Source organism: Ruegeria sp. CDSC042, assembly GCF_059610745.1.
The window spans coordinates 466,403-493,065 of record NZ_JBXWOF010000001.1 but is presented as its reverse complement, the minus strand read 5'-3'; the positions used below and the strand labels follow the sequence as shown (position 1 = coordinate 493,065).

The following is a 26,663-nucleotide window of genomic DNA, read 5'->3' as shown; positions in this document are numbered from 1 at the left end:
GAAACGATAGCGCCATTGAACTGGACACCGCTTCTGTCGGCTGCAAATTGTGAGTGGCAGAATACAGGGCGCCTATGAATGCTGCTTACAATAACTGATGTCCATAAATCATATGCGAACGGTCGACCGATTTTGAACGGAGTATCTCTGTCGTTGGACCATGGCCAAACGCTTGCCCTAACCGGGGAAAGTGGCAGTGGCAAAAGCACGCTTCTAAATCTCGCAGGTGCGCTGGACATATTCGATGCGGGCGAAATCTCACTGGACGGAACCAACCTGTCCACACTAGACGATACCGGGCGCGCAGCCCTTCGGCGCGAGCGTGTGGCCCTGGTATTCCAACAGTTCAATCTGATCCCGTCGTTGACGGTCGGCCAAAACCTGTCCTTCCATGCCAGGCTTGCCAGTAAACATGATCCGGACTGGTGCGATCATCTTGCCGACAAACTGGAATTGCGGGACCTGCTGAACCGCTTTCCCGAGAACCTGTCAGGCGGCCAGCAGCAACGCGTTGCCATCGGACGCGCCCTTGCGCCGCGCCCCAGTCTTTTGCTCGCGGATGAACCAACAGGAAATCTGGATGAGGTCGCAAGCACCAATGTATTGGATTTGATGCTTGCGCTGGTCGCCGAGACCAGCGCAGCCCTGCTTTTGGTGACACATTCGCAGGACATAGCAGCCCGTCTGGACCAACAGGTCCGCCTGTCCGGCGGCCTAATCTCGTGACTTTGGCCATCATACAGGCGTTGGTGTCGCACTGGCGTGCCCATTGGCTTCAGCTGTTAACCTTGTTGACCGGCATTGCGCTTGCGACCGGGCTATGGTCGGCAGTTCAAGCCATAAATTCCGAGGCCCGGGCAAGCTATCAACGGGCCAATGATCAACTCTCATTTGGTCAATACGATGAATTGCACGCCACCTCGGGGAATTTGACGATCGACCATTATGTCAGCTTGCGTCGGGCTGGCTGGCAGGTCGCCGCGGTGCTTGAGGGGCGTTGGCGCCATAGCGGGCGCAATCTGCAGGTCATGGGGGTCGACTTGGTCGCCTTTCCACCCCTGCCCGCCCTCAGCCGTCTGGAACAAAGCGATACGCCGCCCGATCCCGCAGACATGCTGACCGCGCCCGGCAGGATACTGGTCGCGCCGGAACTGGTCCAGGTTCTGGAGCAAGCCAGCGACCTGCCGCCGATCCTGTCCAGCGACGCGCTGCCGCCTGATCTGGTCTTTACCGATATTGGCATCGCCGAGCAGCTGCTTGACAAAAAGGGGCAGATTTCACGTCTGGTCATCCTGCCTGATCAACCCCGAGCGATCCCGCCGCTTGAGCAGATCGCTCCTGATCTGACACGAATTGCAGCCTCAACCAGATTGGACACGGCACAACTGACAGAGAGCTTCCACCTCAACCTCTCTGCCTTCGCGCTTTTGTCCTTTGCCGTCGGGCTGTTCATCGTCCATGGCACCGTCGGGTTGGCTTTTGCGCAGCGCCGAGCGATCATCCGGACAATCCGTGCGCTGGGCGTATCGATGCGCCGGATCATCTGGATCATCCTGGCCGAACTGTCGCTGTTGGCCCTGATTGGAGGGGGCGCCGGTCTGGTCCTGGGGTTCTTGCTGGCCGGGGCCTTGCTGCCCGACGTGGCATCCACCCTACGCGGGTTGTATGGTGCACCAGTTGAAGGTCAGCTATCGCTTCAACTGCACTGGGTTCTCGCGGGCTTGGCCATGGCCCTGTTCGGAACGCTCTTGGCCAGTTCTCAGGCTTTGTTCCGATTGGCTCGGCTGCCGCTGTTATCCAGCCCGGGTCCGCAGGCCTGGCGGGGGGATGACACTGCAACCAAAAGATTGGCTCTGATCGGAGTATTCCTGATTGGGTTGGGGATCGTTTCAATCTTTGTGGCCGACGGTTTGGTCGCAGGGTTCGTGCTGGTTGCCGGAATCCTGACGGGTTCTGCGTTGATTTTACCATTTCTCTTGCTGATCGCAGTAACCGGACTTCAGAAGCTACAGAACGGCCCGGTCAGACAATGGGTATTCGCCGACATGCAGGCGCAACTGCCCGGGCTCTCTTTGGCCCTGATGGCATTGATGTTGGCATTGGCCGCGAACATCGGCGTGGGCACCATGGTGTCGAGTTTCCGGCTGACATTTACTGGGTGGCTTGACCAACGGCTGACGTCAGAACTGTACATAACCGCAGCCGACGAACAACAGGCGCAGGACATCAAGAAATGGCTGCTGCCTCAGGTCGACGCCGTTTTGCCGATCCGCAGCGTCGAGCTGGCGCACGGAAGCGGCCCTTTGTTTCTTTACGGGGTGGTGAACAATCCGGTTTATCAAGAAAACTGGCCGCTGATCGCCTCAGTGCCCGGAGTATGGGATCAGGTGATGTCCGGAACCGCCGTTCTGATCAACGAACAGCTTGCGCGCAGATCCAGTCTGTGGCCCGGAGATCAAATCACGCTCCGCCCGGGTCACAAGCTGGTCATTGCAGGGGTCTATTCTGATTATGGCAATCCAACAGGACAAGCCATCGTGTCGATGGAGCTTTTGGAAGACATCGCACCCAATACCGAGGAACGGCGATATGGCGTTCGCATGCCCCCTGATCAAGCCAGCGATGTTGCCGAAAGGCTTCGGGCGGAATTTGACCTTCCTCCGCAGGCAGTCGTTCATCAAGCTGACATGAAGGCCCGATCCACGGAAATCTTCGAAGACACATTTGTGGTGACCTCTGCGCTGAATATCCTGACGCTCGGGGTTGCTGGATTTGCAATTCTGACCAGTCTGCTGACGCTTTGGACACAACGTTTGCCTCAGATCGCACCGGTCTGGGCGCTTGGCCTGACGCGGGCGCAACTGGCGCGGTTCGAACTGACGCAGAGCGTGCTTTTGGCCTCGCTGACCGCCGCGCTGGCCTTGCCGCTTGGGTTGGTTCTGGCCTGGACGTTGCTGACCGTCATCAATGTCGAGGCGTTTGGCTGGCGGTTACCAATGTACCTATTCCCAAGCGACTGGTTCTATCTATTTCTTCTGACCTTACTGGCCGCTGTTATCGCCGCTGCGGTTCCAGCCCTTCGGTTGCTGCGCATCCCGCCTGCCGAGTTGTTAAGAGTGTTTGCCAATGAACGCTAAAGTCTGGTTCCTAATTCTGGCCCTGCTATTGCCCGCCCAACTTCGGGCGCAGGGCTTTGCCGGTCTTGGAGGTGAGGCCGACGGGTTCGACGTCCCCCAGCTTGGGTATCAGTTGAGCTTTCCACAGGATCACGGTCCCCATCCCACTTTCAAGATCGAATGGTGGTATCTGACCGCAAACCTGAAAGGAGAAGACGGGCGCGATTACGGTGTGCAATGGACGTTGTTCCGCTCGGCGCTGAAACCCTATGAAGAGCAATCCTGGCAAAGTCCGCAGTTGTGGTTGGGCCATGCCGCCTTGACCACCCCTGATGCCCATTACTTTGCTGCACGCCTGTCGCGCGGCGGGATCGGTCAGGCCGGGGTCACCGCCACCCCATTTGAGGCCTGGATCGACGAGTGGTACATGCGTGGCCCAGACTTTAATGCGCTGAAGATTAGGGCCAACGGTTCTGAGTTCGGATACGATCTGTCAATGCGTGCAACGGGGCCTTTGGTCTTTCACGGGGATGCCGGGTATTCGGTCAAGTCTACGCAGGGGCAGGCAAGTCATTACTATTCACAGCCGTTTTTCGACCTGACAGGCACAGTGCATCTGCCGGATGGGGATGTTGCAGTAACCGGACAGGGTTGGCTGGATCGGGAATGGTCCTCGCAGCCCTTGGCCGAGGATCAAAGCGGATGGGATTGGTTCTCGCTCAGCTTTGAGGGCGGCGACAAGCTGATGGCCTTTCGCCTGCGCGGAGAGGCCGACGATTTCACCTCTGCCACCTGGATTGGCAAGGATGGCGAAACCACCGCGCTTGACGATGGCTCTGTTTCTTTTGAACCGCTTCAGACCGCTCATGTCGCTGACCGAGATATCCCGATTGAATGGCGTGTCACACTCCCCGCCCGCGGGGTGGATATTGTCGTCAGCGCCCTGACACCCAAAGCCTGGATGGCAACTCGCTTTGCCTATTGGGAGGGGCCCGTTACGGTCTCAGGCAGCCATTCAGGCCGTGGCTATCTTGAAATGACCGGGTATTAGATCATCGCACCACGTAGACCGAGACTGTCGAATGCCGCACGACGCGCGCAGCATTCGGACCCAGCAGGTAATCCTTGAAGTCCGGCTTATGCGCCCCAATGACGATCAGGTCAGATCCGGCGCTTTCTGCGGTTTTCAGGATCTCCTGATAGGCCGTGCCCGTGGCCACCACATGGCGGATCTTTTCATTGCGCTCACTGCCCAATGTTGATGCGCACAGCTCGGTCAGTTGTTTCTGCGCCTCAGCCAAAGCCTTTTCATGGAAATCCGCCTGGAAAAAGCCGGACACCCAGCTTTCTCCAAAATCGGGCAGAACACTGACCACATCCAGCTGCGCCCCCTCCAAATCGGCCAATGCAGCGGCCTTTTGAAGGACCGGGCCATCAATTTTGCCATTGCTGATATCAACAGCACACAGAACAGAACGTGTCATGCGGGCACCCCTTGTCTGGCGGCACGGCCGCGTTGCAGGAAGGCGATCAGACCCAACAGGATCATCGCCGGGATATAGACCAGCTGCTTGGGTGGCTGGCTTGACGGCAGGCTGACCGAGGTCAGGCGCACGGCCTCATCCCCGTAATAGTCGAAGATGCTCAGATCATCGGCAACAGGCGCGCCCAACAGCGGCTCTTCCAGTTTGATCAGACCGTCCTCTTCGATCAGCAGTAGACCCATCGCATCAACCCGTGCAGGACCGCCGTCTTCGTCGCCGACAGAGACGACAACCGTGGTATCCACCATCTCAAGCGTGTCGAAATCCGGGCCGCTGATGACCAGACGTACCTCGGTTCCGGGCGGTGTTTCCCCGATCGTTTCGGTGAAAGCTGCCGGTTCAACGGTCTGATATGGGGGTGAAATCCTGTCCATAAAGTAATCCGGACGGAATAGTGCGAAAGCAACCGCGACCAAGGCAACGCTTTCATAGATCCGGCTGCGGGTCAGGAAGTAGCCCATCGTGCCCGCCGTAAAGACAAGGATCGCTATCGTCGCAAATATCGCAACGATTATCCCTTCGACCCAGGTCACATCAATCAACAGAAGGTCTGTGTTGAAGATGAAGACAAACGGCAACGCGACCGTGCGCAGGCTATAGAAGAAGGCGATGAATCCGGTCTTGATCGCATCGCCCCCCGATACAGCCGCAGCCGCGAAACTGGCCAGCCCCACGGGCGGTGTCACATCCGCCATGATGCCAAAGTAGAAGACGAACAGATGCACCGCGATCAGCGGCACAATCAGCCCGCTCTGCGCGCCCAGCTCCACGACCACACCGGCCATCAAAGAACTGACGACGATATAGTTCGCAGTGGTCGGCAGGCCCATGCCCAGGATCAGGCTGAGGATACCGACCATGATCAGCATCAGGATCAGATTGCCACCCGACAGGAACTCGACCAGATCGGCCATCACCTGGCCCACACCGGTCAGGGTCACGGTACCAACGATCACACCCGCCGTGGCCGTCGCCAGCGCAATACCGATCATGTTGCGCGCGCCGTCGATCATGCCCTGCCACAGATCCGCGACACCGTCGATGAACGCGTTGTAGAGGTTGCTTTGCCCCCGGAACATCGCCTTCAGCGGTTTCTGCGTCAGCAGGATCACGAACAGCAAGGACGTGGCCCAAAAGGCCGAAAGACCGGGCGATTTCTGTTCAATCATCAGGAAATAGACCAGCACGATGATCGGCAGAAGGTAGTGCAGGCCCGCCTTGTAGATCTCGCTAATGACCGGCAGCGTCACCTCTTTGGCATTCGGGTCATCGGGTTCCAGATCGGGCACCTGTGCGGCCAGATACAGCAGCGCCACGTAAATTGCGCAGATGATGAGGCTGAGGACCAGACCGGCCGAGTTCGGCATCCAATTTGTCACTGCTTCCACAGGGAATTGAGAGCCATAGCAGAGCCCAGCAAAAACAATGAAGAACGAGAACATACCAACCACGGTACGTGCCAGCTTCACTTCGCGATCGCCCAATGTGGGCATGTTCCGCTTTACGGCTTCGAGATGCACGATATAGACCAGAGCAATGTATGAGATCGCCGCTGGCAGGAAGGCGTGGGTGATCACCTCGACATAGGAAATACCCACATATTCTACCATCAAGAAAGCTGCAGCGCCCATGACGGGTGGCATGATCTGCCCGTTCACCGAACTGGCGACCTCGACCGAACCTGCCTGTTCGCTGCTGAACCCAACGCGTTTCATCAATGGAATGGTGAAGGTACCAGTGGTCACAACGTTTGCGATGGACGAGCCCGAGATCAGGCCGGTCGCGGCTGAGCCCACAACCGCTGCCTTGGCGGGGCCGCCGCGCAGGTGACCCAGCGCGCCAAAGGCCATCTTGATGAAATAGTTCCCTGCCCCGGCCTTATCCAGCAAGGCGCCAAACAGAACGAACAGGAATACAAACTTGGTCGAAACACCCAAGGCGATTCCGAACACGCCCTCGGAGGTGATCCACATATGGCTCATCGCCTTTTTCAGGCTGGCGCCCTTCCAGCGGATGACTTCGGGCACCCATTCGGATGATCCAAAGAAGACATAGGCCAAAAAGATCGTCGCAATAATCGCCATCGCCGGGCCAAGCGCGCGGCGCGCGGCCTCGAACAACAGTAATAGCCCACCCAGGGCGATCCATTTGTCTGTATCGTCTGCCAGCCCTCCGGCATCAACGATCTTGGTGTAGAAGAAATATCCGTACAGCGCCACAAACGCGCCCAGCAGCCCCATGATCCAATCCTGCACAGGGATATAATCCCGTGGGCTGGATTTCAGCGCCGGATAGGCTGCAAAGGCCAGAAACATCGCAAAGGCCAGGTGAAACTGACGCGAATTGTTAACCACGCTGCCGGGCAACACATAGTTCGCCAGAGGCGAAGCAAGTACGACCTGAAAGATCGACCAGATCGCCGCCACGATCGCAAGGAAAACGCCTACATTCCCAACCGGATTACGCCCTCCGGCATCTGAAGATGCGACCAGATCCTGTAGTTCTTCTTCGGATAGCGGGCGGTTCGATTGTGTCTCGGAACTCATGAAAATGTCTCCCCGTCGTGGCCATTTGCGGCCTTCTGAATCACCCGCTTGATACGGGTTTTGTGCGGGGCGCCCGACGGGCACCCCGCGTCAGGTCTGGCTTATTGAATCCAGCCTTTTTCTTTATAGTACTTCTCGGCACCCGGATGCAGCGGGGCTGACAAGCCGTCCGCGATCATCTCTTCGGGCTTGAGGTTGGCAAATGCCGGGTGAAGCTTTTTGAAGTCATCAAAGTTCTCGAAAACCGAGCTGACAACCGCATAAACCGCATCATCCGACACGTCCGCCGAAGTCACGAAGGTCGCGCCAACGCCGAATGTCGCGGTATCACCATCCGACCCGCGGTACATGCCGCCGGGAATAGTAGCTGTACGGTAGAACGAGTTGTCGTTGACCAGCTTGTCCACGGCCTCGCCGCTGACATTGACCAGAACCGAGTCGCAAGCCGTGGTGGCTTCTTGAATCGAGCCCGAGGGGTGACCCACGGTATAGACCATTGCGTCAATCTGGTTGTCGCAAAGCGCCGCAGACTGTTCCGCCGCCTTCAACTCGGTCGCCAGTTCGAAATCGTCAGTGGACCAGCCCATTTCGCCCAGCAGAACCTCCATGGTGCCACGCTGACCGGAACCGGGGTTACCGATATTTACGCGCTTGCCTTTCAGGTCTTCGAAATTGGTCACACCGGAATCGGCACGGGCCACAACGGTAAACGGTTCGGGGTGAACCGAGAAGACGGCGCGCAGGTTTTCAAACGGGCCTGCCTCTTCGAATTTCGAGCTGCCGTTATAGGCGTGGTACTGCCAGTCGGACTGCGCGACACCAAACTCCAGCTCGCCTTCGCGAATGGTGTTGATGTTGTACACGGAACCGCCGGTCGATTCGACCGAGCAGCGCACGCCATGTTCCTTGCGCCCTTTGTTGACCAGACGACAGATTGCACCGCCAGTTGGGTAATACACCCCGGTCACGCCACCTGTGCCGATCGTGATAAACTCTTCGGCATAGGCCGCAGGCGCCATCAGAGCCGCCGTGACAACCGCGCCGAGGCTAAGCTTGCTGCTGTTTTTCATAAGTGAACTCCCATTATTTTTCTGGTGGGAGACACATCAAAGCGCCGGATAAATGGCCCTGCGATATGCAACAACGCCCGCTATGCAGCAGGCATATCTTTGATTTTTCAGAATCTCCCAACCCGTAAGAGGTTTCATTCTGAGCATTAGCTTGTCAAGGCCAGCAGGTCACCAAAGCAGGCGTATCCTCAGATTTGACAAGCCCCCCTGAATTTTCCCCGCCTTTGAAGCTTTTCTTGCGCATCTGCCCCGCAGTGACCGCAAACACATCCAATTATGCGCTTTTGACATCGGGAATTCTGACCAGAACGCGAAAGTGCGAGTTGGGAATGCGAGCAATTAGAACTGCCGGAAAGAAAAAACAGAAGGCAGGTTCCCCTAACCCTCTGTTTTTACTTTGGTACCCAAGGCCGGACTCGAACCGGCACGGTATCACTACCGGGGGATTTTGAATCCCCTGCGTCTACCATTCCGCCACTTGGGCCACGGACACTGAATTAGCGTTCAAAATCGAGAAGGTCCAGAGGCAAAAAACACCCTGATTGAGGAATGTTCCAGCCTGCAAGGTTGACGGCCTGCGGGGCGCATGATTTGGCTTACCCAACACATGTACAGGGAAATTGCACCTGATGCTGCGACCTCTTTATGACTGGACCATTCGTCTGGCAGAACACCCGAATGCCTTGTGGGCGCTGGCTATTGTTTCCTTCATCGAAAGCTCTTTCTTTCCGATACCGCCGGACGTTCTGATGATTCCCATGATCCTTGCCCGACCCTCCCGGGCCTGGCTGATTGCTTCTGTGGCACTGGTAGCTTCGGTTTTGGGCGGAATGTTAGGATATGCAATCGGCGCGTTCTTTTATGAAAGCCTCGGCCAGCCCATCCTTGAATCCATGGGCAAAGCCCACGCCATGGAAGAGTTCAACACACGGTTCAATGACTTTGGTTTCTGGGCTGTTCTGGCCGCTGGGGTTACGCCTTTTCCCTATAAGGTCATCACCATCATGTCCGGCTGGACAGGGATGCCCCTGGGCACCTTCATTGCCACCTCGATTCTGGCCCGAGCGATCCGGTTCTTCATCGTCGCCGGTCTGCTTTGGGGGTTCGGAGAGCCGATCCGCACCTTCATAGAAAAGCGGCTGGGCCTTATGTTTACCCTGTTCATCATCCTTTTGTTCGGCGGGTTCCTAGCGGTGAGATTCCTATGACAAGACGAAATTTACTGGTCCTGGTTGCCACGTTTGGATCTGTGGCATTGCTGCTTGGGGCCTTTGCGTTTCAGTATCTCGGCGGGCTTCCACCCTGCAAAATGTGCATCTGGCAACGCTATCCGCATGCTGTCGCCATCCTGATCGGTGCTGCGGCGCTTGCGCTACCTCGGCTGGCGATCCTCCCTCTTTTAGGCGTCATGGCGGCGCTGACCACTGCGGTCATTGGTGTCTATCACGCTGGTGTAGAACGCGGTTTGTGGGAAGGTCCGTCAAGCTGCACATCAAGCAGCATCGGCGGTCTGTCGGCAGAAGAACTGCTGGATCAGATCATGTCGGCACCACTGGTACGCTGTGATGATATTCCATGGGAGTTATTTGGTGTTTCCATGGCCGGATGGAATGCCGCTTTGTCTTTCGTTCTGGTTCTGCTCTGGTTCGCCGCGTGGCGTGAAGGCCGTTAGAGCTCGTCCAGTTCCGCATCCCAATAGAGAAAGTCGATCCAACTGTCATGCAGGTGGTTCGGTGGGAATTTTCGTCCAACGTTGCGCAAAGCCTCAGCATCCGGCTGCCGCGGAGGCTTGCGCAATGTCATTCCTGCTTGCCGCAGTGATTTAGACCCTTTGCGCAAGTTACATGGGCTACAAGCCGCAACAACGTTCTGCCAGCTTGTCACCCCGCCCGCCGCGCGCGGGATCACGTGATCAAAGGTCAGATCCCCACGGCTGCCACAGTATTGGCAGCGGAATTCATCCCTCAGAAATAAATTAAAGCGCGTGAAGGCCACGCGCTTTCTGGGTTTTACATAATCTTTCAGCACAACGACCGAGGGTATTCGTATCTCGGTGCTCGGGCTTCGGACAACTTCGTCATATTCGGCGACGATATCCACTCTGTCCAGCCAGGCAGCTTTTATGGCCTCCTGCCACGGCCAGAGCGATAGTGGATAGTAGGACAAGGGGCGGTAATCGGCGTTCAAAACCAATGCCGGATGATGCTTGAGCGCACCGGGTTCCCTGACAAATTCGGTCCTGAAGTCTCCGTCCATATCAGAATCGCTCCACGCTCTGCTCTGCCTCTTTTGACATCAGAGCGGAGAACCCCCGCCCCGGCCTTAGCTTTACTATATATCGTGTCAAAGCTCTGACAAGCCCTGAGTTTCCACAATATCTCGGGGATTGAGTATTCCGAATCCGTAACAGGCTGATGACAGTTATCCACAGGTTGCACCAATTCGATCGCCGGGCTATGGCGGGTGAATGTCCTGGTTCATCCGCTTCAATAAACCATTCAATGTATTGCCGCAGTTCACGGATCGCGCGAATGCGGAGTCTCCGCGCAGTACGCTGTCGGATTTCATTGATCTGCCGGACGTGTATCCCGCCGGGCGATTGGACCGCGATAGCGAAGGTTTGATGCTGTTGACCGACAATGGTCACCTTCAGGCGCAGATAGCCGATCCCAAGCATAAAATGGCTAAGACCTATTGGGTGCAGGTCGAAGGGGAGCCAGACGCCTCCGCCCTAAAAGCCCTGCGCGATGGTGTTGATCTGAAGGAGGGCTTGACCCGCCCTGCCAAGGCGCGATTGATGGATCAGCCCGAGGCATTGTGGCCGCGCAACCCGCCAATCAGAGTGCGGCAGACGGTGTCGGATTGTTGGGTCGAACTGGTCCTTCGAGAAGGTCGAAACAGGCAAGTGCGCAGGATGACGGCGGCCGTTGGGCACCCGACCCTTCGACTGATCCGCGCCCGGATTGGCGACTGGACATTGGACGGGCTTGAGCCGGGGCAATGGGATAGCCTATCTATGCCTGCCCTTGCGCCATCTTCTTCGCGCAAACGGGACCGGCGCCCACGTCGGTGACCGAAACGCCTATTTGTGATAGGATAGAGGAATGAAGGTATCACCTGACATTCCGCAGCCAACCGGCCTTTTAGAAGCGTCACTTTATGTCGACGACCTGGATGCTGCAGAGCATTTCTATGGGGACGTTCTGGCGCTTGAGCAAATCCAGCGTGTCGCCAACCGGCATGTGTTCTACAAGGTGGGTGGTTCAGTGTTGCTGCTATTCAATGCGGCAGAGACCGAAAAACCTCCAGGCAACCCGCGCCTGCCTGTTCCCGCCCATGGCGCCCAAGGTCCGGGTCATGCCTGCTTTGGCATGGCGCGCGCGCAAATCGCGGTGATGCGAAAACATCTTATAGACTGGAACGTGCCCGTAGACGCTGAATTTGAATGGCCGAACGGAGTACTGTCTTTATACGTTCGCGACCCGTCCGGGAATTCCATCGAATTCGCCGAGCCTTCCTTATGGGACTAGGATCACCGCAGCGGTTTCTTGTCACCTCCCGTGATCCGATAGATTAGACTTTCAGTCACTCCGACCTTGCCTAGCACCGCCTGAAATGTTGCCATGTGCGGTGTGGCAAAATGCGCCTCGAGCGCGGCCTGACTTTCCCATTCTTCGTAGATCCGAAACCGATTGGCATGACCCAGAATCTGGCTGAATTCATAGACCGTGCAGCCTGCTTCCTTCACCGTCTCGGCAACCATTTCCTGCGCAGCTTTTCTGGCAGCCTCGACACCTTCCGGCGTAATTTCGATAGTTCCGGTTACGATCAGCATGGTATCTCCAATCTCAGATCAATCCGTTTGGTAATCCTGTCGACCGGCGTGCCGTCACGAAGGGGCACACCAAAATCAACCGAGTAATCTTGGAATCCCATCTTCTCGTAATAGTTCAGGCCCATCCGGTTATCAGCCCTTATTGTCGCGCTGATGGAACCGAGCCCAACCCCTACGGCAAATTTGGCGGTTTCTTCAAACAAGGCACGCCCTGCCCCCTTCAAAACCGGTTCGCGGCGGGTGAAGGTCGCAATGTCAGTACAATCGTCGGGCAGTGCGTCATTCACCCCAAGCCATTGAAACCCGGCAACCTCACCTTGCGCGTCCATCGCCACATGGCTGCAAATCTTATCGAGACCCAATAGATAACTCTGCGCAAACTGCGCCTCGGAGAAAGGGGTTTCGAACGCAGTCGTACCACCAATGGCGATGATCTGGTTGAGCAAATCGCAAGCTGCTGCGACATCCTCGGGCATCATGGGGCGGACCGCAATCATCGCTTAAAGGCTCAGCTTGTCACGCATGAAAGCCAGTGCGACGCTAAGACCATCCGGGGCAATACCGTGGCCGGTGCCCTTCATGACATGGGCATAGACCTCTTTGAACTCAGCCGCTTGCAGGGCCTCGGCGGCTTCGGGCAAGGATTGTGGCGGCACGACGTCATCGGCGTCGCCATGTACCAGTAGGACCGGCATGCGGCTGACTGTTTCATCCGGCAGCAGATCGGGTTCCAGAAGGCGTCCTGAAAAGGCTACTATCCCGGCCACTGGGTCCTCGCGGCGCGGGGCGACATGCAGGCTCATCATCGTGCCCTGCGAGAAACCGAACAGAACCACCTGCTCGGGCAGAACATCTTCGTCCACCATCAACGCATCGAGGAAAGCGTCGAAGTCATCCGCCGCCATTTCCATCCCGCGGCGCGATTCTTCTTCGGAAGAGCCATCAATCCACGGGATCGGGAACCACTGAAAGCCATTGGGCATACCCGGGATCTGCTCGGGCGCGTCAGGGGCAACGAACAGAGTGTCCGGTAGATGCTCACCTAACACATCGGCCAGGCCCAGCAAGTCGGCCCCGTTGGCGCCATAGCCATGCACGAACACCACGACCGAGCGCGTATCGCCCGAAACCGGCTCTTTTCGGAGCGCATTCAAAACCCGTGTCATCTGATCCCTTCTCGTTCTTTTGCGACCCGGTAATAGGCCCACAACACCCGCGCTGCAACCGACCGCCAGGGTGACCACGCTTCGGCCATCTGGCGCAGTTCTTTATCCGTAGGTCGCTTGGGTAAATCATAGAGGATGCGCGCGGCCTCTTGCAGCGCAAGGTCGCCCGGCGCAATCACATCGGCACGGCCCAGAGAAAACATCGCGTAAATCTCGGCAGTCCAGACGCCTATGCCTGAAACTTCGGTCAGGATCGCCACAACATCCTCATCAGGTGCGTCGCGTAACGCCTTGTAATCAATACGAGTCTCCGCAAGCGCTCGGGCATATCTGATCTTTTGGCGGCTCAGGCCCACCGCACGCAAATCCTCATCGGTGGCCCACATGATTTTGCGTGGGCCCGTCAGTTTTGCATCTTGCAGGCGTTTCCATATGGCATTGGCCGAGGCCACGCTGACCTGTTGGCTGACGATCGCGCTGAGCAGCTGGGCAAACCCGTCAGGGCGCCGGCGCAGCGGCAAAGGCCCGGTCTGGTCCATCGCATAGGCCATGCGCGGACAGGTCTCGGCCAGCCACTTGGCCCCGTCGGCCACGCAATCGGGGGTTTCAATGATACGTCCGACGGACATGCGCGCTCCGGCAAATTGGTCAGCAGCACGTTAGGGTGCTTTGTCGCAGATGCAACCGTCTTGTATGACCCTGCTTTCATCGCTACGCATTGGCGCATGACAATGACACCCACGATCCCGGATAACAGTCAGGCCAAGCGTAATGTCGCTGTTCTGGTCGCAGCTCAGGCCATTCTGGGATCGCAGATGCCGATGATCTTTATTGTTGGCGGTCTGGCCGGGCAGTCGCTGGCCACCAATGCCTGTCTCGCAACCCTGCCCATCTCGCTGATCGTGCTGGGGTCAATGCTGGCGGCAACGCCGATTTCCGCCATAATGCAACGCTGGGGACGGCGCGCAGGGTTTCTGGTTGGGGCAACGGCAGGTGCCTGCGGGGGTCTGGTTGGTGCCTACGGTTTGTATCTGGCCTCGTTCCCGGTCTTCCTGGCGGGCAGTCTGCTGACCGGCATCTATATGAGCGCGCACGGATTCTATCGCTTTGCCGCCGCGGACACAGCCTCGGACGCCTTTCGCCCTAAGGCAATCTCATACGTCATGGCCGGCGGTCTGGCCGCCGCGCTCTTTGGCCCCCAAATCGTTAAGCTGACCTCTACCGCCTATGTGATCCCATTCCTGGGCACCTATCTGGCGGTGATTGTGCTCAACATTCTGGGCTCGGTCTTGTTTTTCTTTCTGGACATCCCCACGCCTGCAAAAGCCGCTGAGGGGGCCCCGACCGGACGCACCCGGCTTGAGATGCTAAAGACGCCGCGCATCGCCGTGGCCATCATCTGCGCAATGGTTTCTTATGCGTTGATGAATCTGGTCATGACATCCACTCCGCTGGCAGTGGTTGGTTGTGGCTACACAGCCAATGACGCGGCAGATGTGGTCTCTTTTCACGTTCTCGCCATGTACATCCCCAGTTTCTTCACCGGCCAGTTGATTGCCCGTTTCGGCGTCGAAAAGATCGTAGCTCTTGGTCTCGCAATCCTTGCCGGTGCTGGCGTTGTCGCCTTGCAAGGGGTTGAGCTTGAGAACTTCTTCATCGCTCTGATCTTGCTGGGCGTCGGTTGGAATTTTGGCTTTATTGGCGCGACCACCATGTTGGCGGCATCGCATGACATCAACGAGCGTGGCCGTATGCAGGGTCTGAACGACCTGCTGGTATTCGGTGGTGTAACACTGGCTTCGCTTGCTTCGGGTGGATTGATGAACTGCTCTGGCGGCTCACCGGTTGAAGGCTGGACCGCGGTAAACCTTGCCATGGTTCCATTGTTGACTCTGGCCGGGGGCGCATTGCTTTGGTTGGTTCTGCGCCCGTCCGATCCCGAAACGGTCTGAGGTCTACCAGCGACCCCGGACCACCTTCCACATCAGGGAAACCCGGCGCCGAACCTCACCCTGCATCAAATTCCCTGCGGCCACGCGATCTGGCTGAGCAATCGCCTTGCGCAACACCCATTCAGATTGCCAACCCGCCAAAAGCGCCGGGCGCGCCTCTGGTGAAATCGCCAGACGCTGTCCCTGTGCGCGCCGTAACCGGTTCAGAGCCTTTTGCGCCAGATCGCGCACTGCATCGGGTGTTCCATCCAACAAAGGAATACGCCCGCGCACTTCAAGATCCGGGATTGCGCGCAACCAGTTCGCCACGCCAACGGCATAGCCGAAATCTCGTAACACAGGCTCGTCGGCCTCACCCAAAGATTGCGCCGACGCCACCATCAAACTGGCCGAGCTGTGATTTAGGTAGGCCTCAAAATGGGTCTCGTCCTCAAAAGGATCGCGATAGATATCCCAGCGCCTTACGGCCACGTATTCATCCAGCATCACCGCCAGATGTGGAGAAAGAACCTGCGATAACGCCGTCACGACCTCATGTCGACGCACAGTCGGACCTTCAGCAATTTCCTGCAATGCATCGCGCCACCATTGCAGGCGCATTTCGGCAATCATCGCCTCTTGCGTGACCCAGGGCGCTCGGGCGACCTCGACATTCAGCGCATAGATCGGAAACAGAACCGAACGTGCGGCAACCGGCGCGGCCATCGCCGCCATGAACCGGTCCGGATCGGCGCGATGCACCAATGCAGCACAGGCCTTCAGATCGTCATTGAACTGCACTGTCACTCGGCCACCACCGCCCGAGGACGGCAATCCCGTACAAGCTTCCACTGGATCGCATCCAATAGGGCCTCAAACGACGCATCCACTATGTTCGCGCTGACCCCGACAGTTGACCAGCGCCGCCCCTGCCCGTCTTCGCTGTCGATGATGACCCGCGTCACGGCCTCGGTTCCACCTTGGGTGATCCGCACCTTGAAATCGACCAGATGCATGTCGTCCAATATCCGCGAATATTGCCCCAGATCCTTGGCCAGAGCCTTGGCCAAAGCGTTCACTGGTCCTCGGTCGCTGCCATCTTCGTCCAGAGATTCACTGACCGACAGCTTCTTTTCCCCGTCGACCTTCACCACGACAACCGCCTCGGACAGGCTGACCATCTTGTCATACTTGTTCTTCCGCCGCTCAACCGTGACCTTATAGCGTTTGACCTCGAAAAAGGCGGGCAACTGACCCAGCTCATCGCGCGCCAACAGCTCAAAACTGGCCTGGGCGGTGTCATAAGAATAGCCTTCGGCCTCGCGCTGCTTGATCCGGTCAAGAATGCGCCCCAGCGCCGGATCACCACTTTCCACGCTCAGGCTGGCCTCAGTCAGGCGTTTACGCAGATTCGACTGCCCCGCCTGGTTCGACATCGGGATGATCCGTGCATTGCCGACAGTCGCCGGATCTACATGTTCGTATGTCGACGGATCCTTCAGGATCGCGCTGGCATGCAGCCCTGCCTTATGCGCAAAAGCAGACGCCCCCACATAGGCCGCCTGCTTGCTGGGAACCCGGTTCAGGATTTCGTCCAACATACGGCTGACCCGTGTCAGACCCGCCAAGGCCTCGACGCTGACCCCAATATCAAACTGCGACACATAAGGTTCTTTCAGCAGCAAAGTGGGGATCAAAGCAGTCAGGTTTGCATTCCCGCAGCGTTCGCCCAACCCGTTCAGGGTTCCCTGAACCTGACGCACGCCCGCATCCACAGCAGCGAGCGAGCACGCAACTGCGTTTTCCGTGTCATTATGGGTATGAATGCCCAAACGATCACCTGACAAGCCTGCGGCAATCACCTCGGATACAACCCGCGACACTTCACCGGGCAATGCACCCCCATTGGTGTCACACAGAACAACCCAGCGAGCTCCGGCCTCTAAAGCGGCCTTGCAAACCTGGACCGCATATCCGGGATTGTCCCTGTAGCCGTCAAAGAAATGCTCGGCGTCAAAAAGCGCCTCACGCCCCTGCGCCACGATATGCGCAACCGAGGCGCGCACGTTCTCGACATTCTCCTCCAGAGTGATCCCCAGCGCCTGGGTCACGTGGTAATCATGCGACTTGCCCACAAGACACACTGCCTTTGTGCCTGCGTTCATCACCGCCGCAAGAACATCGTCATTCTCAGCCGACCGGCCCGCGCGTTTGGTCATCCCAAAAGCGGTCAACCGCGCTTCAGTCTTCGGCGCGGCATCAAAAAACGCACTGTCAGTTGGGTTCGCCCCAGGCCAACCGCCTTCGATGTAATCCACACCCAACTCGTCCAGAGCCTGCGCGATCTGCACCTTCTCAGCGGTCGAGAACTGCACGCCCTGCGTCTGCTGCCCATCGCGCAGCGTGGTGTCGTAGAGGTAAAGGCGTTCCTTGGGCATCACACCTCCTCCAGCTTCGCAGCATCGAAACCAGCGCCGGGCACCAGTTCAACGCCATCTTTGCTCATCCGCACTTCCAGACCAGCGGCCACATATGCGGCCTTCAAGCGATCCACTTCCGAGAAGTCCTTGCTCTGCATCGCCTCTGCCCGTGCGTCCGCCAACCGATCCGCATGTGCGGACAGGTCCACCGATGCCGTGTCTGCCCACGCCCCCATCTCAGGGGTCAACAGACCCAGCAACCGCCCGCTAGCCAACAAACCGGCAACGTCCCCATCCGCCGCAAGACGGTGGAGTTCAGCGAGGGCACCCGCCGTGTTCAGGTCATCACTGAGCGCAGCGATGACTGCGGGTGCCGCGCTGGCGGCGGGCTCGATGCCCGCTGTCAGCGCCCGCCACTTGCGCAGCGTTGCTTCGGCTTCGCGTGCCTTTTTCTCAGTCCAGTCCATCGGCTTGCGATAATGGGTCTGCAAGAACACAAAGCGGATCACCTCACCCGGCACGCCCTGTTCCAACAGATCACGCACGGTGAAGAAATTGCCCAGCGATTTGGACATCTTCTTGCCCTCGACCTGCAGCATCTCATTGTGCAGCCAAACGCGTGCGAACTCGCCATGCGGGTGCGCGCATTTGCTCTGGGCGATCTCGTTTTCATGGTGCGGGAACATCAAATCGTTGCCACCACCGTGAATGTCAAAGCTCTCACCCAGCAGCTCATAGCTCATGGCCGAGCATTCGATATGCCAACCCGGACGCCCTCGGCCCCAAGGCGACTCCCACCCGGGCAACTCGTCGGTAGACGGCTTCCACAGAACGAAATCCATCGGGTTCTTCTTATACGGCGCAACTTCGACCCGGGCACCCGCGATCATGTCATCCACGGACCGACCGGACAGGGCTCCGTATTTCTCTTTCCAACTGTCCACGGCGAACAGAACATGCCCCTCGCGGGCATAGGCGTGTTCCTTGTCGATCAGGTCTTCGATCATTGCGATCATCTGCGCGATGAATTCAGTGGCGCGCGGCATATGGTCGGGTTTGAGCGCACCAAGCTCGCCCATGTCGCGCAGATACCAGCCGATGGTCTCATCTGACCGTTCCTTCACCAACTCTTCCAACGTCCCCGCGGCCCCCGCCTTTTGGCGCTCCAATGCGGTTGCGTTGATCTTGTCATCGACGTCGGTGAAATTGCGCACATAGGTCACATGATCTGCGCCATAAACATGCCGCAGCAAACGATAGAGCACATCAAACACGACCACGGGCCGCGCGTTACCCAGATGGGCACGGTCATAGACGGTAGGTCCACAGACATACATCCGCACATTGTCGGCGCTGATCGGAACGAAATCCTCTTTTGTCCGTGTCCGTGTGTTGTGCAGTTTGATCGTCTTCATCTGTCGGCTCCTAAGAACGGCATAGCGTCTCGCGTTGGCGCGGGCTTAGCAACTTGTCTCAGGGAAGAAAACGAAAGAAACCGGCCCGCTTGATAAATCAGCAGGTAATGCAGCAGATAATGATGCAGGTCATCCGGTTCATGGATCATCCTCTAGCACGGCTATCCCGCCGCGCCAAGCCTTACGTTCTATCATGACCAGGGAGTGATTGGCGAACGCCTTGAATTGGAATAGGAAATTGACGCCATGTTCCGCAAACACCTGACCTTCATGGTCGTGAATTCGGCAGCTCAGATCAGATTCAATCTGGAAATCTTGCTAGAACCGGAATGTCGTACGCAGGTTGAACACATTCGAATCCAGCCCCCCATTCGATCGGGTAACGTCATTGAAATTCTGGCGCAGCGCCTCACCGCTGATGACGAAATTATTGCCAATCGGATAAGCGACACCAATGCCATAAACCGCTGCGGTATCGTTTTCGACCGTGGAATCCACGCGCGCCGCACCGATAACTACATATCCCAACGCATTGCCGAAATCGTATCCGCCGCGCAATTTCAGCCGGGTCATGCTATCCAGACTGCCTTCGCCCTGACCAAGATTCAGCGACAGCCGGTTATACTCAAGCTCACCACCCAACACGAACTTGCCGAAATCAAAGTCATACCCGAGATGAGGACCAAAGCTGGTGTCGCTGCCGCTTGAACCATTCGGCCCGTCTGCATCAGCATAGCCAAAGCTGAATCCCGCATAGGCACCGCTCCAATCCTCGGCCAAAGCCGGTGAGAAGCCGGATGTCGCCAGAGCAACAATTAATGCGATATGCACCTTCCTACGATTCACCAAAAACCTTTCAGCAATGCTTTCGAGTATTCAGATCAATTTGCTACAAACTGGGCCGCATTCGTTAAAAAAGTGTTTAGCCTAGAGGCCCAATTCAAGTAAGCACAGGAATTATAGCAGATTTCGATCGCCTCGGGGAAAAATATCTTTAGGCAACAATCACTTGAGAATTTGCTTCGCTTTTCGGCATCAAGGTCGCAAATAGAACAGATAATGCCGTTCTGAATTGGAACACTGCGGCCACTGGATGAGGAACCAAATGCAGAACGAATTTTGGAAAATCCACCTGATCAGCCGCACAATCGGCGCGGATCGGGGACGTGCTGCCAGGGGGCGGCCGTCAGGCTTTTTGTAAGGCCTCTCAAAATACGTTTCTCACTATTGGATCCTAAACATGAACGACCAACCCCGTAACTCTTCCCGCAGTGGCGGACGTGCTGCGCGTCGTGCTGCCCGCGCATCTGCTCTGCCTGATCATCTGCGCCCTATCCGCCCGGGAATGGAGGGCGGACGCTACAAGCCACTGACTCAGCCACAAGTCGAACGCATTCACGAAGCCGCGCTGCAGGCGCTTGAAACCATAGGTCTGGCGGATGCTCCGCAAAGCGGGATCGACTATCTGGTTGGCGCGGGCTGCACACTTGGCGACGACGGACGCATCCGGTTTCCGCGCGCGCTGGTTGAAGACACCATTGCCAAAGCCAACCGCTCGGTCACATTGTTCAGCCGGGATGGTCAAACTGACCTGGAATTGTCGGGGGCAAAGGTTCACTATGGGACCGCCGGTGCCGCTGTCAGTATGGTTGAAGTCAACGGCCGCGAATACCGCGATTCGACTGTGCAGGATCTGCACGATGCCGCGCGGATTTGCCAACAGCTGGACAACATCCATTTTGTCCAACGCCCGATGGTTTGTCGCGATATTTCCGACAATCTCGAGATGGACCTGAACACAATTTACGCTTGTAGTTCTGGTACTTACAAGCATATCGGCACATCATTCACCGATCCTAGTTATGTCGCGCCAGCGATGGAGTTAATCCACATGATCGCAGGCGGTGAAGACAAGTGGCGCGAGCGGCCATTCATCTCGAACTCGAACTGCTTTGTCGTACCGCCCATGAAGTTTGCCACTGAAAGCTGTCAGGTGATGGAGGAATGCATCAAGGCAGGAATGCCTGTTCTTCTTCTTTCGGCCGGAATGGCAGGTGCAACTGCTCCGTCCACAATCGCAGGCGCCATTGCCCAGGCAACTGCAGAATGTCTTGCCGGTTTGGTTTATGTAAATGCCGTAAAGCCAGGTGCCCCGGCGATTTTTGGAACCTGGCCCTTTGGGTTGGACCTTCGGACAGGCGCCATGTCCGTAGGATCAGGTGAACAGGCTCTGCTTAGCGCAGGCTGTGCCCAAATGCACAAGTTTTATGATCTGCCAGGCGGAGCCGCCGCAGGCGCATCGGATTCCAAATTGCCTGATATGCAAGCGGGATGGGAGCAGATGTGCTCGAACGTCATGGCCGGCCTGTCGGGCCTGAACATGGTTTATGAATCCGCTGGAATGCACTCGTCTCTGTTGGGTTTTTGCTTTGAAAGCTTGATCTTAGGGGATGATCTTATCGGACAGGCGATGCGCTGCGTTCGCGGGATCGAAGTATCTGACGAAACACTGGCATTGGATCAGATGGCCGAGGTTTGCCTTGGTGGACCCGGTCACTATTTGGGAACCGATGCCACACTTGGGCGCATGCAGGCCGATTATGTGTATCCCGCACATGGAGATCGAACGTCTCCGAAAGAATGGGTCGAGCTTGGCAAACCTGACTTGATCGAAAAAGCGACCGCGCGAAAGCTGGAAATCCTGTCGACCTCTTCGCCAGCACAGTTCGATCCGGCATTGGATGCACAGATTCGCAATAAATTCAACATTCACCTACCCCGATAAACACTTAGAAAGGCGGCCAGAATTTTCGTCTGGCCGCCTTGAAAATTTGTTAATCAGCCGTTTGTAGATGGCAGCAACCCGGCTTCCTGCGCGATTGCAATTTCATCCTGATCCAGCGCGCCGTCGCCATTTGCATCCATTGCTGCAAATCCGTTTGCGTCAACGTCCGGCACGACGGCCTGAACTTCTTCGATTGTCAGAACGCCGTCCCCATTGGTATCCGCCGCAGACTGCGCGACAGCCAAAGTCGGCAGAGCAAAAGCAAGTGCAGAAAATGTGACCAGAGTATTCAGTTTCATTGTGATGCCTCCTGATAGAGTTTGTGTGTTTTGTGTCCGGACAAGCATCAAGAACACGCAATCACCACCAGTTGTCAGCCACTGAGTGCCATCGTTTTGATTTCGCGCCAAACTCCGCGCGTTTGCCAGAGTCGCATCCGCGATCTGTCGCTGGGTAAAACTCCCCCAAACACGGTCGGCGGTTCTTGCCCGATGGGAAACAGGCAATATGGCGAGGCTCTGCCGAGTTAACGGCTTTAGGACAAAAAGAAAGGGGGCCGAAGCCCCCTGTCAGTTTCGCCATCCAGGCTCCATTCGTTGACCGCCCGGTGTTTTGTTTGCCTGCGGCCTGGACGTCGCATGGAACGAGCGCACCCGTTCCGTGAAAGAGTGGGAAAGAGCAAATATTCCGCCCCACCCTGTTCCCGGCCAACACGGGCATGTCGGCCGAGTGGACCAAGGCATCGAAGGTAAGTCTCTGCGCCTTGATCCGTATTCGTCGGGGCCGGCAACTGTGGCAGCTTCCGACCCCTACGCCCCGGGTTGCCGGGGCGCTTAACTCAGCTACACCCGCTTGTTGAGCCGCAGGTGTTGCATTTCATGCAGGTGCCGTTGCGCACCAGCGTGTAGTTTCCGCATTCACCGCAGGGATCGCCCTCATAGCCTTGCATCTTGGCTTTGGTGCGGGCGTCCATCCCGGTTGCTACGGCGGTTTCGGCCACCGGCGCTTCGAATGTGGCTGCGGTTTCGGCCATGCCGTTCACCACGTTCTGTCCGCCGTTCAGAACCATCAGCTCCTGCGGCATCCGCTTGCGCAGATACCCGGTCGAACTGATTTGTTTCAGCACTTCCAATGACTTGGACGCCGCGCTTTCGCTGATCTCGGACACGTTCGAGACACCTTCTTCCTCGCCCCGGCCCAGATCATCAAAGCTTGCGCCTTCTGGTTTCACATGGGCCAGATCAGTACGATCCAGATAGGACACGGCCAGTTCACGGAAGATGTAGTCCAGGATCGACGTCGCGTTCTTGATCGAGTCGTTGCCCTGCACCATCCCAGCGGGTTCGAACTTGGTAAAGGTAAAGGCATCCACAAACTCTTCCAGCGGCACGCCATATTGCAGGCCAACCGACACGGCGATGGCAAAGTTGTTCATCATCGCCCGGAAGCCCGCGCCTTCCTTGTGCATGTCGATGAAGATCTCGCCCAACTGTCCGTCTTCGAACTCACCAGTGCGCAGATAGACCTTGTGGCCGCCGACAATCGCCTTTTGCGTATAGCCCTTGCGGCGATGGGGCAGTTTTTCGCGATGGCTGCGGATCATTTCCTTGACCACAACCTTCTCGATCACCTTCTCGGCCAGAACGACGGCTTTTTCCTGCGGCGTCCCGGTTTCCAGAACTTCTGCTGCCTCTTCGTCATCCTCGACCAGCGCGGCGGCGAGCGGCTGCGACAGTTTCGAGCCGTCGCGATACAGCGCGTTGGCCTTCACACCCAGCGACCAGGACAGCTCATAGGCCTTCTGGCAGTCTTCGATGGTGGCGTCATTCGGCATGTTGATCGTCTTGCTGATCGCGCCTGAAATAAAGCTCTGAGCGGCGGCCATCATCGTGATGTGGCTATCAACACCCAGGAAACGCTTACCTTTCTTGCCACACGGATTGGCGCAGTCGAAGATCGAATAATGCTCTTCCTTCAAATGCGGCGCGCCTTCCAGCGTCATGGTTCCGCAAACGTGGTCGTTGGCCGCGTCGATATCCGCTTTGGTAAAGCCCAGATGGCGCAGCAGATCGAAGGTCGGGTCATTCAGCTTGGTCGCAGGAATGCCGAGAACGCCGGTGCAGAAATCCTCGCCCAGAGTCCACTGGTTGAACACGAACCGGATGTCGAAGGCGCTTTCCAGCGCGGCATCCACCTTGGCCAGTTCATTGGGGCCAAAGCCGTGACCCGTCAGCGAGGTGTGGTTGATCCCCGGAGCGTTGCCAATGGTGCCATGACCAACCGCGTAGCTGACGATCTCTTCAATCTGAGCCGAGGAATACCCCTGCTTTTCCAGCGCTGCAGGCACCGAGCGGTTGATGATTTTGAAATACCCGCCACCGGCCAGTTTCTTGAACTTCACCAAAGCAAAATCCGGCTCGATCCCAGTGGTGTCGCAATCCATTACCAGACCGATGGTTCCGGTTGGCGCAATCACAGTGGCCTGCGCGTTGCGGTAACCGTTCTGCTCACCCAGGCTCAGCGCTTCGTCCCAAGCTGACATCGCCAGATCAACCAAACGTTTATCCGGGCAGTTGCCATGGTCCAGAGGTACAGGCTTCACTGCCAGTTTCTCATACCCTTCAGTCACACCCTGAGATGCGCGTCGGTGGTTGCGGATGACCCGAAGCATGTTATCGGCGTTGCGCTCATAGCCATTGAACGGACCCAATTCGCCGGCGATCTCGGCCGAGGTTGCATAGGCTACACCGGTCATGATCGCGGTCAGCGCGCCACAGATCGCGCGGCCTTCATCCGAGTCATAGCTATAGCCCATGTTCATCAGCAGACCGCCGATATTGGCATAGCCCAAACCCAAAGTGCGGAAGTCATAGGAAAGCTGCGCAATTTCCTTGGAGGGGAACTGCGCCATGGTCACCGAGATTTCCAGCGTTAGGGTCCACAAGCGCGAGGCATGCATATAGTCCACTGCCTGGAACTCATCATCCTTGAGGAAAGTCAGCAAGTTCATCGACGCCAGGTTACAGGCCGTGTCGTCAAGGAACATATATTCCGAACACGGGTTCGATCCGCGAATCTCCCCATCTTTGGGGCATGTATGCCACTCGTTGACTGTGTCGTGAAACTGGATGCCAGGATCGGCGCAGGCCCAGGCCGCGTGGCCAACCTTTTCCCACAGGTCGCGCGCCTTGACCGTCTTGGCGACTTTCCCGTTTGTGCGGTTGACCAGTTCCCAGTCCGCGTCCTTCTCGACAGCGGTCAGGAAGGCGTTGGTTACGCGAATCGAGTTGTTCGAGTTCTGGCCCGAAACCGAGCTGTAGGCTTCCGAATCCCAATCCGTATCGTAGGTCGGGAATTCGATGCTATCGTGACCCTGCTTGGCGTAATCCAGAACGCGTTTGATGTAAGTCTCGGGGATCGCAACATTTTTCGCCTCGCGAACCGCCTTTTTCAGGCTGTCATTTATCTTGGGATCATACGCGTCTTCCTGCGCGCCGTCCCAGCTGCGGATGGCCTCGAAAATGCCGTTCAGCATCTTCTCGTGCATCTTCGATCCGGCAACGATCGAGGCCACCTTCTGCTCTTCGATCACCTTCCATTCGATGAATTTCTCGATGTCTGGGTGATCTGCATCGACGATGACCATCTTTGCTGCTCGACGGGTCGTGCCGCCTGATTTAATCGCGCCAGCGGCGCGGTCGCCGATCTTGAGAAAGCCCATCAAACCCGAGGATTTACCGCCACCCGACAGTGCCTCGCCCTCGCCACGCAGGTGGCTAAAGTTGGTCCCAGTTCCGCTTCCGTATTTGAACAGGCGCGCCTCGCGGACCCACAGGTCCATAATGCCACCCTCGTTCACCAGATCATCATCTACGGACTGGATGAAACACGCATGCGGCTGCGGATGCTCATAGGCGGATTTCGATTTGGTCAGCTTGCCTGTCTTATAATCGACATAGTGGTGCCCCTGTGCTGGGCCATCGATTCCGTAAGCCCAGTGCAGGCCGGTATTGAACCATTGCGGGCTGTTCGGCGCAGCGCGCTGAGTCGCCAGCATATAACGCATCTCGTCGAAATAGGCGCTCGCGTCATCCTCGGTCGAGAAATAGCCACCTTTCCAGCCCCAATAGGCCCAGGCGCCGGCAAGACGGTCAAACACCTGCTTGGACGAGATTTCGCCCCCAAATTCAGCGTCCTCAGCCGGAACAGAACGCCACAGGAATTCAGGGACATCCTTTTCCTTGACCTTCTTCAGCTTGGTCGGAACGCCTGCCTTGCGGAAATACTTCTGCGCGATGACGTCGCTTGCGACCTGGCTCCAGCTGGTAGGAACCTCGATATCGTCCAGGCGGAAAACGATGGTCCCATCCGGGTTTCGGATTTCTGACGTCGCAGAAGCGAACTTAAGCTCTGCATAAGCATCCTGTCCCGATTTGGTAAATTTTCTGTCAATCTTCATGTCCGCCGCCCTAGATTCAATCAACTTGTCCCTTGGCTTTTGATCCCAATAAACGGACCATCTGCCCTAACCGAAAATCTTGGGCGCAGGAAACCGGCCGCTGCCCGAAGCAACGTGACCCCGTTCCGACGGACGCACGTAAGTATGATGTGCTCTCCAGCCCTCGCCCTGTGCCACGTTCTGGATTTTCTACCAGATTTAGTGGCAGCACTTTCGGCCTATACAATCTGGCGTATTCACACATAGATCGTCAACGGCCTTTTTCCGCCATTTTTGGAATCTTTTATGTTGACCGATCCGCATAGACAAACTGGTGAAGGACAGTTTCCGATTCCTCCACAGAGTTATCCGCCATGGTTCGCCATCACCTAGCCAA

23 protein-coding genes and 1 tRNA gene are annotated in these 26,663 nt (G+C 57.1%); 9 read left to right on the top strand and 15 right to left on the bottom strand.

Annotated features, from left to right (window positions below; genetic code table 11):
* The first annotated feature begins 78 nt into the window (after positions 1–78).
* The 3 genes from AC2FHX_RS02445 to AC2FHX_RS02435 are packed head-to-tail and all read left to right on the top strand — an operon-like array spanning position 79 to position 4,167.
* On the top strand, positions 79–726 hold the full coding sequence (locus AC2FHX_RS02445) for an ABC transporter ATP-binding protein (RefSeq protein ID WP_496700402.1): 648 nt from the start codon (positions 79–81) through the stop codon (positions 724–726).
* Positions 723–3,137: an ABC transporter permease gene (locus AC2FHX_RS02440; RefSeq protein ID WP_496700403.1), complete on the top strand. Its 2,415-nt coding sequence runs from the start codon at positions 723–725 to the stop codon at positions 3,135–3,137. The genes AC2FHX_RS02445 and AC2FHX_RS02440 overlap by 4 nt, the downstream gene beginning before the upstream one ends.
* Positions 3,127–4,167: a lipocalin-like domain-containing protein gene (locus AC2FHX_RS02435; RefSeq protein ID WP_496700404.1), complete on the top strand. Its 1,041-nt coding sequence runs from the start codon at positions 3,127–3,129 to the stop codon at positions 4,165–4,167. Before AC2FHX_RS02440 ends, AC2FHX_RS02435 begins: the two co-directional genes overlap by 11 nt.
* 1 nt (position 4,168) lies before the next feature.
* Here the strand turns inward: AC2FHX_RS02435 and AC2FHX_RS02430 are convergent, their stop codons facing one another.
* From AC2FHX_RS02430 to AC2FHX_RS02415, 4 genes are all read right to left on the bottom strand, one after another.
* Positions 4,169–4,600 (bottom strand): universal stress protein, encoded by a 432-nt coding sequence (locus tag AC2FHX_RS02430; protein WP_271947228.1) that lies wholly within the window; start codon positions 4,598–4,600, stop codon positions 4,169–4,171.
* Positions 4,597–7,206, bottom strand: coding sequence for a TRAP transporter permease (locus AC2FHX_RS02425; protein ID WP_496700405.1), 2,610 nt, complete (start codon positions 7,204–7,206; stop codon positions 4,597–4,599). The genes AC2FHX_RS02430 and AC2FHX_RS02425 overlap by 4 nt, the downstream gene beginning before the upstream one ends.
* Positions 7,207–7,307: 101 nt before the next feature.
* Entirely contained in the window at positions 7,308–8,276 is a 969-nt protein-coding gene (locus AC2FHX_RS02420) for a TAXI family TRAP transporter solute-binding subunit (RefSeq protein WP_142633669.1), read from the bottom strand.
* 398 nt (positions 8,277–8,674) lie between these two features.
* Positions 8,675–8,760, bottom strand: a tRNA-Leu gene (locus tag AC2FHX_RS02415).
* 145 nt (positions 8,761–8,905) lie between these two features.
* On the opposite strand from AC2FHX_RS02415, the gene AC2FHX_RS02410 reads away from it, so the two are divergent.
* Positions 8,906–9,484, top strand: coding sequence for a YqaA family protein (locus tag AC2FHX_RS02410; RefSeq protein WP_496700406.1), 579 nt, complete (start codon positions 8,906–8,908; stop codon positions 9,482–9,484).
* Positions 9,481–9,948, top strand: a complete 468-nt coding sequence (locus tag AC2FHX_RS02405) for a disulfide bond formation protein B (protein ID WP_271947233.1) — start codon at positions 9,481–9,483, stop codon at positions 9,946–9,948. The genes AC2FHX_RS02410 and AC2FHX_RS02405 overlap by 4 nt, the downstream gene beginning before the upstream one ends.
* Here the strand turns inward: AC2FHX_RS02405 and AC2FHX_RS02400 are convergent.
* Positions 9,945–10,532, bottom strand: a complete 588-nt coding sequence (locus tag AC2FHX_RS02400; RefSeq protein ID WP_142633663.1) for an HNH endonuclease — start codon at positions 10,530–10,532, stop codon at positions 9,945–9,947. The two genes, AC2FHX_RS02405 and AC2FHX_RS02400, sit on opposite strands and share 4 nt — an antisense overlap.
* A gap of 211 nt (positions 10,533–10,743) precedes the next feature.
* Between AC2FHX_RS02400 and AC2FHX_RS02395 the strand changes: the two genes are divergently transcribed.
* Both AC2FHX_RS02395 and AC2FHX_RS02390 read left to right on the top strand, forming a co-directional pair.
* Positions 10,744–11,349: a pseudouridine synthase gene (locus tag AC2FHX_RS02395; protein WP_496700407.1), complete on the top strand. Its 606-nt coding sequence runs from the start codon at positions 10,744–10,746 to the stop codon at positions 11,347–11,349.
* 31 nt (positions 11,350–11,380) lie between these two features.
* Complete coding sequence (locus AC2FHX_RS02390) at positions 11,381–11,806, top strand: VOC family protein (protein WP_142633659.1); 426 nt, start codon at positions 11,381–11,383, stop codon at positions 11,804–11,806.
* Between the two features lie 2 nt (positions 11,807–11,808).
* Here AC2FHX_RS02390 and AC2FHX_RS02385 read toward each other — a convergent pair whose 3' ends face one another.
* The 4 genes from AC2FHX_RS02385 to AC2FHX_RS02370 are packed head-to-tail and all read right to left on the bottom strand — an operon-like array spanning position 11,809 to position 13,906.
* The gene (locus AC2FHX_RS02385) at positions 11,809–12,111 is read right to left on the bottom strand and encodes a putative quinol monooxygenase (protein WP_496691199.1); all 303 of its coding nucleotides are present in this window, start codon (positions 12,109–12,111) and stop codon (positions 11,809–11,811) included.
* Positions 12,105–12,608 carry a GNAT family N-acetyltransferase gene (locus AC2FHX_RS02380; protein ID WP_496700408.1) on the bottom strand — a complete coding sequence of 168 codons (504 nt, stop codon included), beginning with the start codon at positions 12,606–12,608 and terminating at the stop codon, positions 12,105–12,107. The genes AC2FHX_RS02385 and AC2FHX_RS02380 overlap by 7 nt, the downstream gene beginning before the upstream one ends.
* 3 nt (positions 12,609–12,611) lie before the next feature.
* Positions 12,612–13,277 carry an alpha/beta hydrolase gene (locus AC2FHX_RS02375; RefSeq protein ID WP_496700409.1) on the bottom strand — a complete coding sequence of 222 codons (666 nt, stop codon included), beginning with the start codon at positions 13,275–13,277 and terminating at the stop codon, positions 12,612–12,614.
* On the bottom strand, positions 13,274–13,906 hold the full coding sequence (locus AC2FHX_RS02370) for a DNA-3-methyladenine glycosylase family protein (RefSeq protein WP_496700410.1): 633 nt from the start codon (positions 13,904–13,906) through the stop codon (positions 13,274–13,276). The genes AC2FHX_RS02375 and AC2FHX_RS02370 overlap by 4 nt, the downstream gene beginning before the upstream one ends.
* A 96-nt stretch (positions 13,907–14,002) precedes the next feature.
* On the opposite strand from AC2FHX_RS02370, the gene AC2FHX_RS02365 reads away from it, so the two are divergent.
* Positions 14,003–15,229, top strand: a complete 1,227-nt coding sequence (locus AC2FHX_RS02365; RefSeq protein ID WP_496700411.1) for an MFS transporter — start codon at positions 14,003–14,005, stop codon at positions 15,227–15,229.
* A gap of 3 nt (positions 15,230–15,232) precedes the next feature.
* Here AC2FHX_RS02365 and AC2FHX_RS02360 read toward each other — a convergent pair whose 3' ends face one another.
* The 4 genes from AC2FHX_RS02360 to AC2FHX_RS02345 all read right to left on the bottom strand — a co-directional run bounded on the left by AC2FHX_RS02360 (position 15,233) and on the right by AC2FHX_RS02345 (position 19,874).
* Entirely contained in the window at positions 15,233–16,009 is a 777-nt protein-coding gene (locus AC2FHX_RS02360) for a squalene/phytoene synthase family protein (RefSeq protein ID WP_496700439.1), read from the bottom strand.
* Positions 16,010–16,011: 2 nt separating this feature from the next.
* Positions 16,012–17,646, bottom strand: a complete 1,635-nt coding sequence (cimA, locus tag AC2FHX_RS02355) for a citramalate synthase (RefSeq protein ID WP_496700412.1) — start codon at positions 17,644–17,646, stop codon at positions 16,012–16,014.
* A complete protein-coding gene (cysS, locus tag AC2FHX_RS02350) occupies positions 17,646–19,043 on the bottom strand; it encodes a cysteine--tRNA ligase (protein ID WP_496700413.1) in 1,398 nt (465 codons plus the stop codon). Before cysS ends, cimA begins: the two co-directional genes overlap by 1 nt.
* A gap of 318 nt (positions 19,044–19,361) precedes the next feature.
* Positions 19,362–19,874, bottom strand: coding sequence for an outer membrane protein (locus AC2FHX_RS02345; RefSeq protein ID WP_142633643.1), 513 nt, complete (start codon positions 19,872–19,874; stop codon positions 19,362–19,364).
* A 409-nt stretch (positions 19,875–20,283) separates the two neighbouring features.
* On the opposite strand from AC2FHX_RS02345, the gene AC2FHX_RS02340 reads away from it, so the two are divergent.
* Positions 20,284–21,828 (top strand): trimethylamine methyltransferase family protein, encoded by a 1,545-nt coding sequence (locus AC2FHX_RS02340; protein ID WP_271947245.1) that lies wholly within the window; start codon positions 20,284–20,286, stop codon positions 21,826–21,828.
* A 53-nt stretch (positions 21,829–21,881) separates the two neighbouring features.
* Here the strand turns inward: AC2FHX_RS02340 and AC2FHX_RS02335 are convergent, their stop codons facing one another.
* Positions 21,882–22,127: an EF-hand domain-containing protein gene (locus AC2FHX_RS02335; protein ID WP_271947247.1), complete on the bottom strand. Its 246-nt coding sequence runs from the start codon at positions 22,125–22,127 to the stop codon at positions 21,882–21,884.
* 539 nt (positions 22,128–22,666) lie between these two features.
* Positions 22,667–26,287, bottom strand: a complete 3,621-nt coding sequence (locus AC2FHX_RS02330; protein WP_496700414.1) for a vitamin B12-dependent ribonucleotide reductase — start codon at positions 26,285–26,287, stop codon at positions 22,667–22,669.
* Between the last annotated feature and the right edge of the window lie 376 nt (positions 26,288–26,663).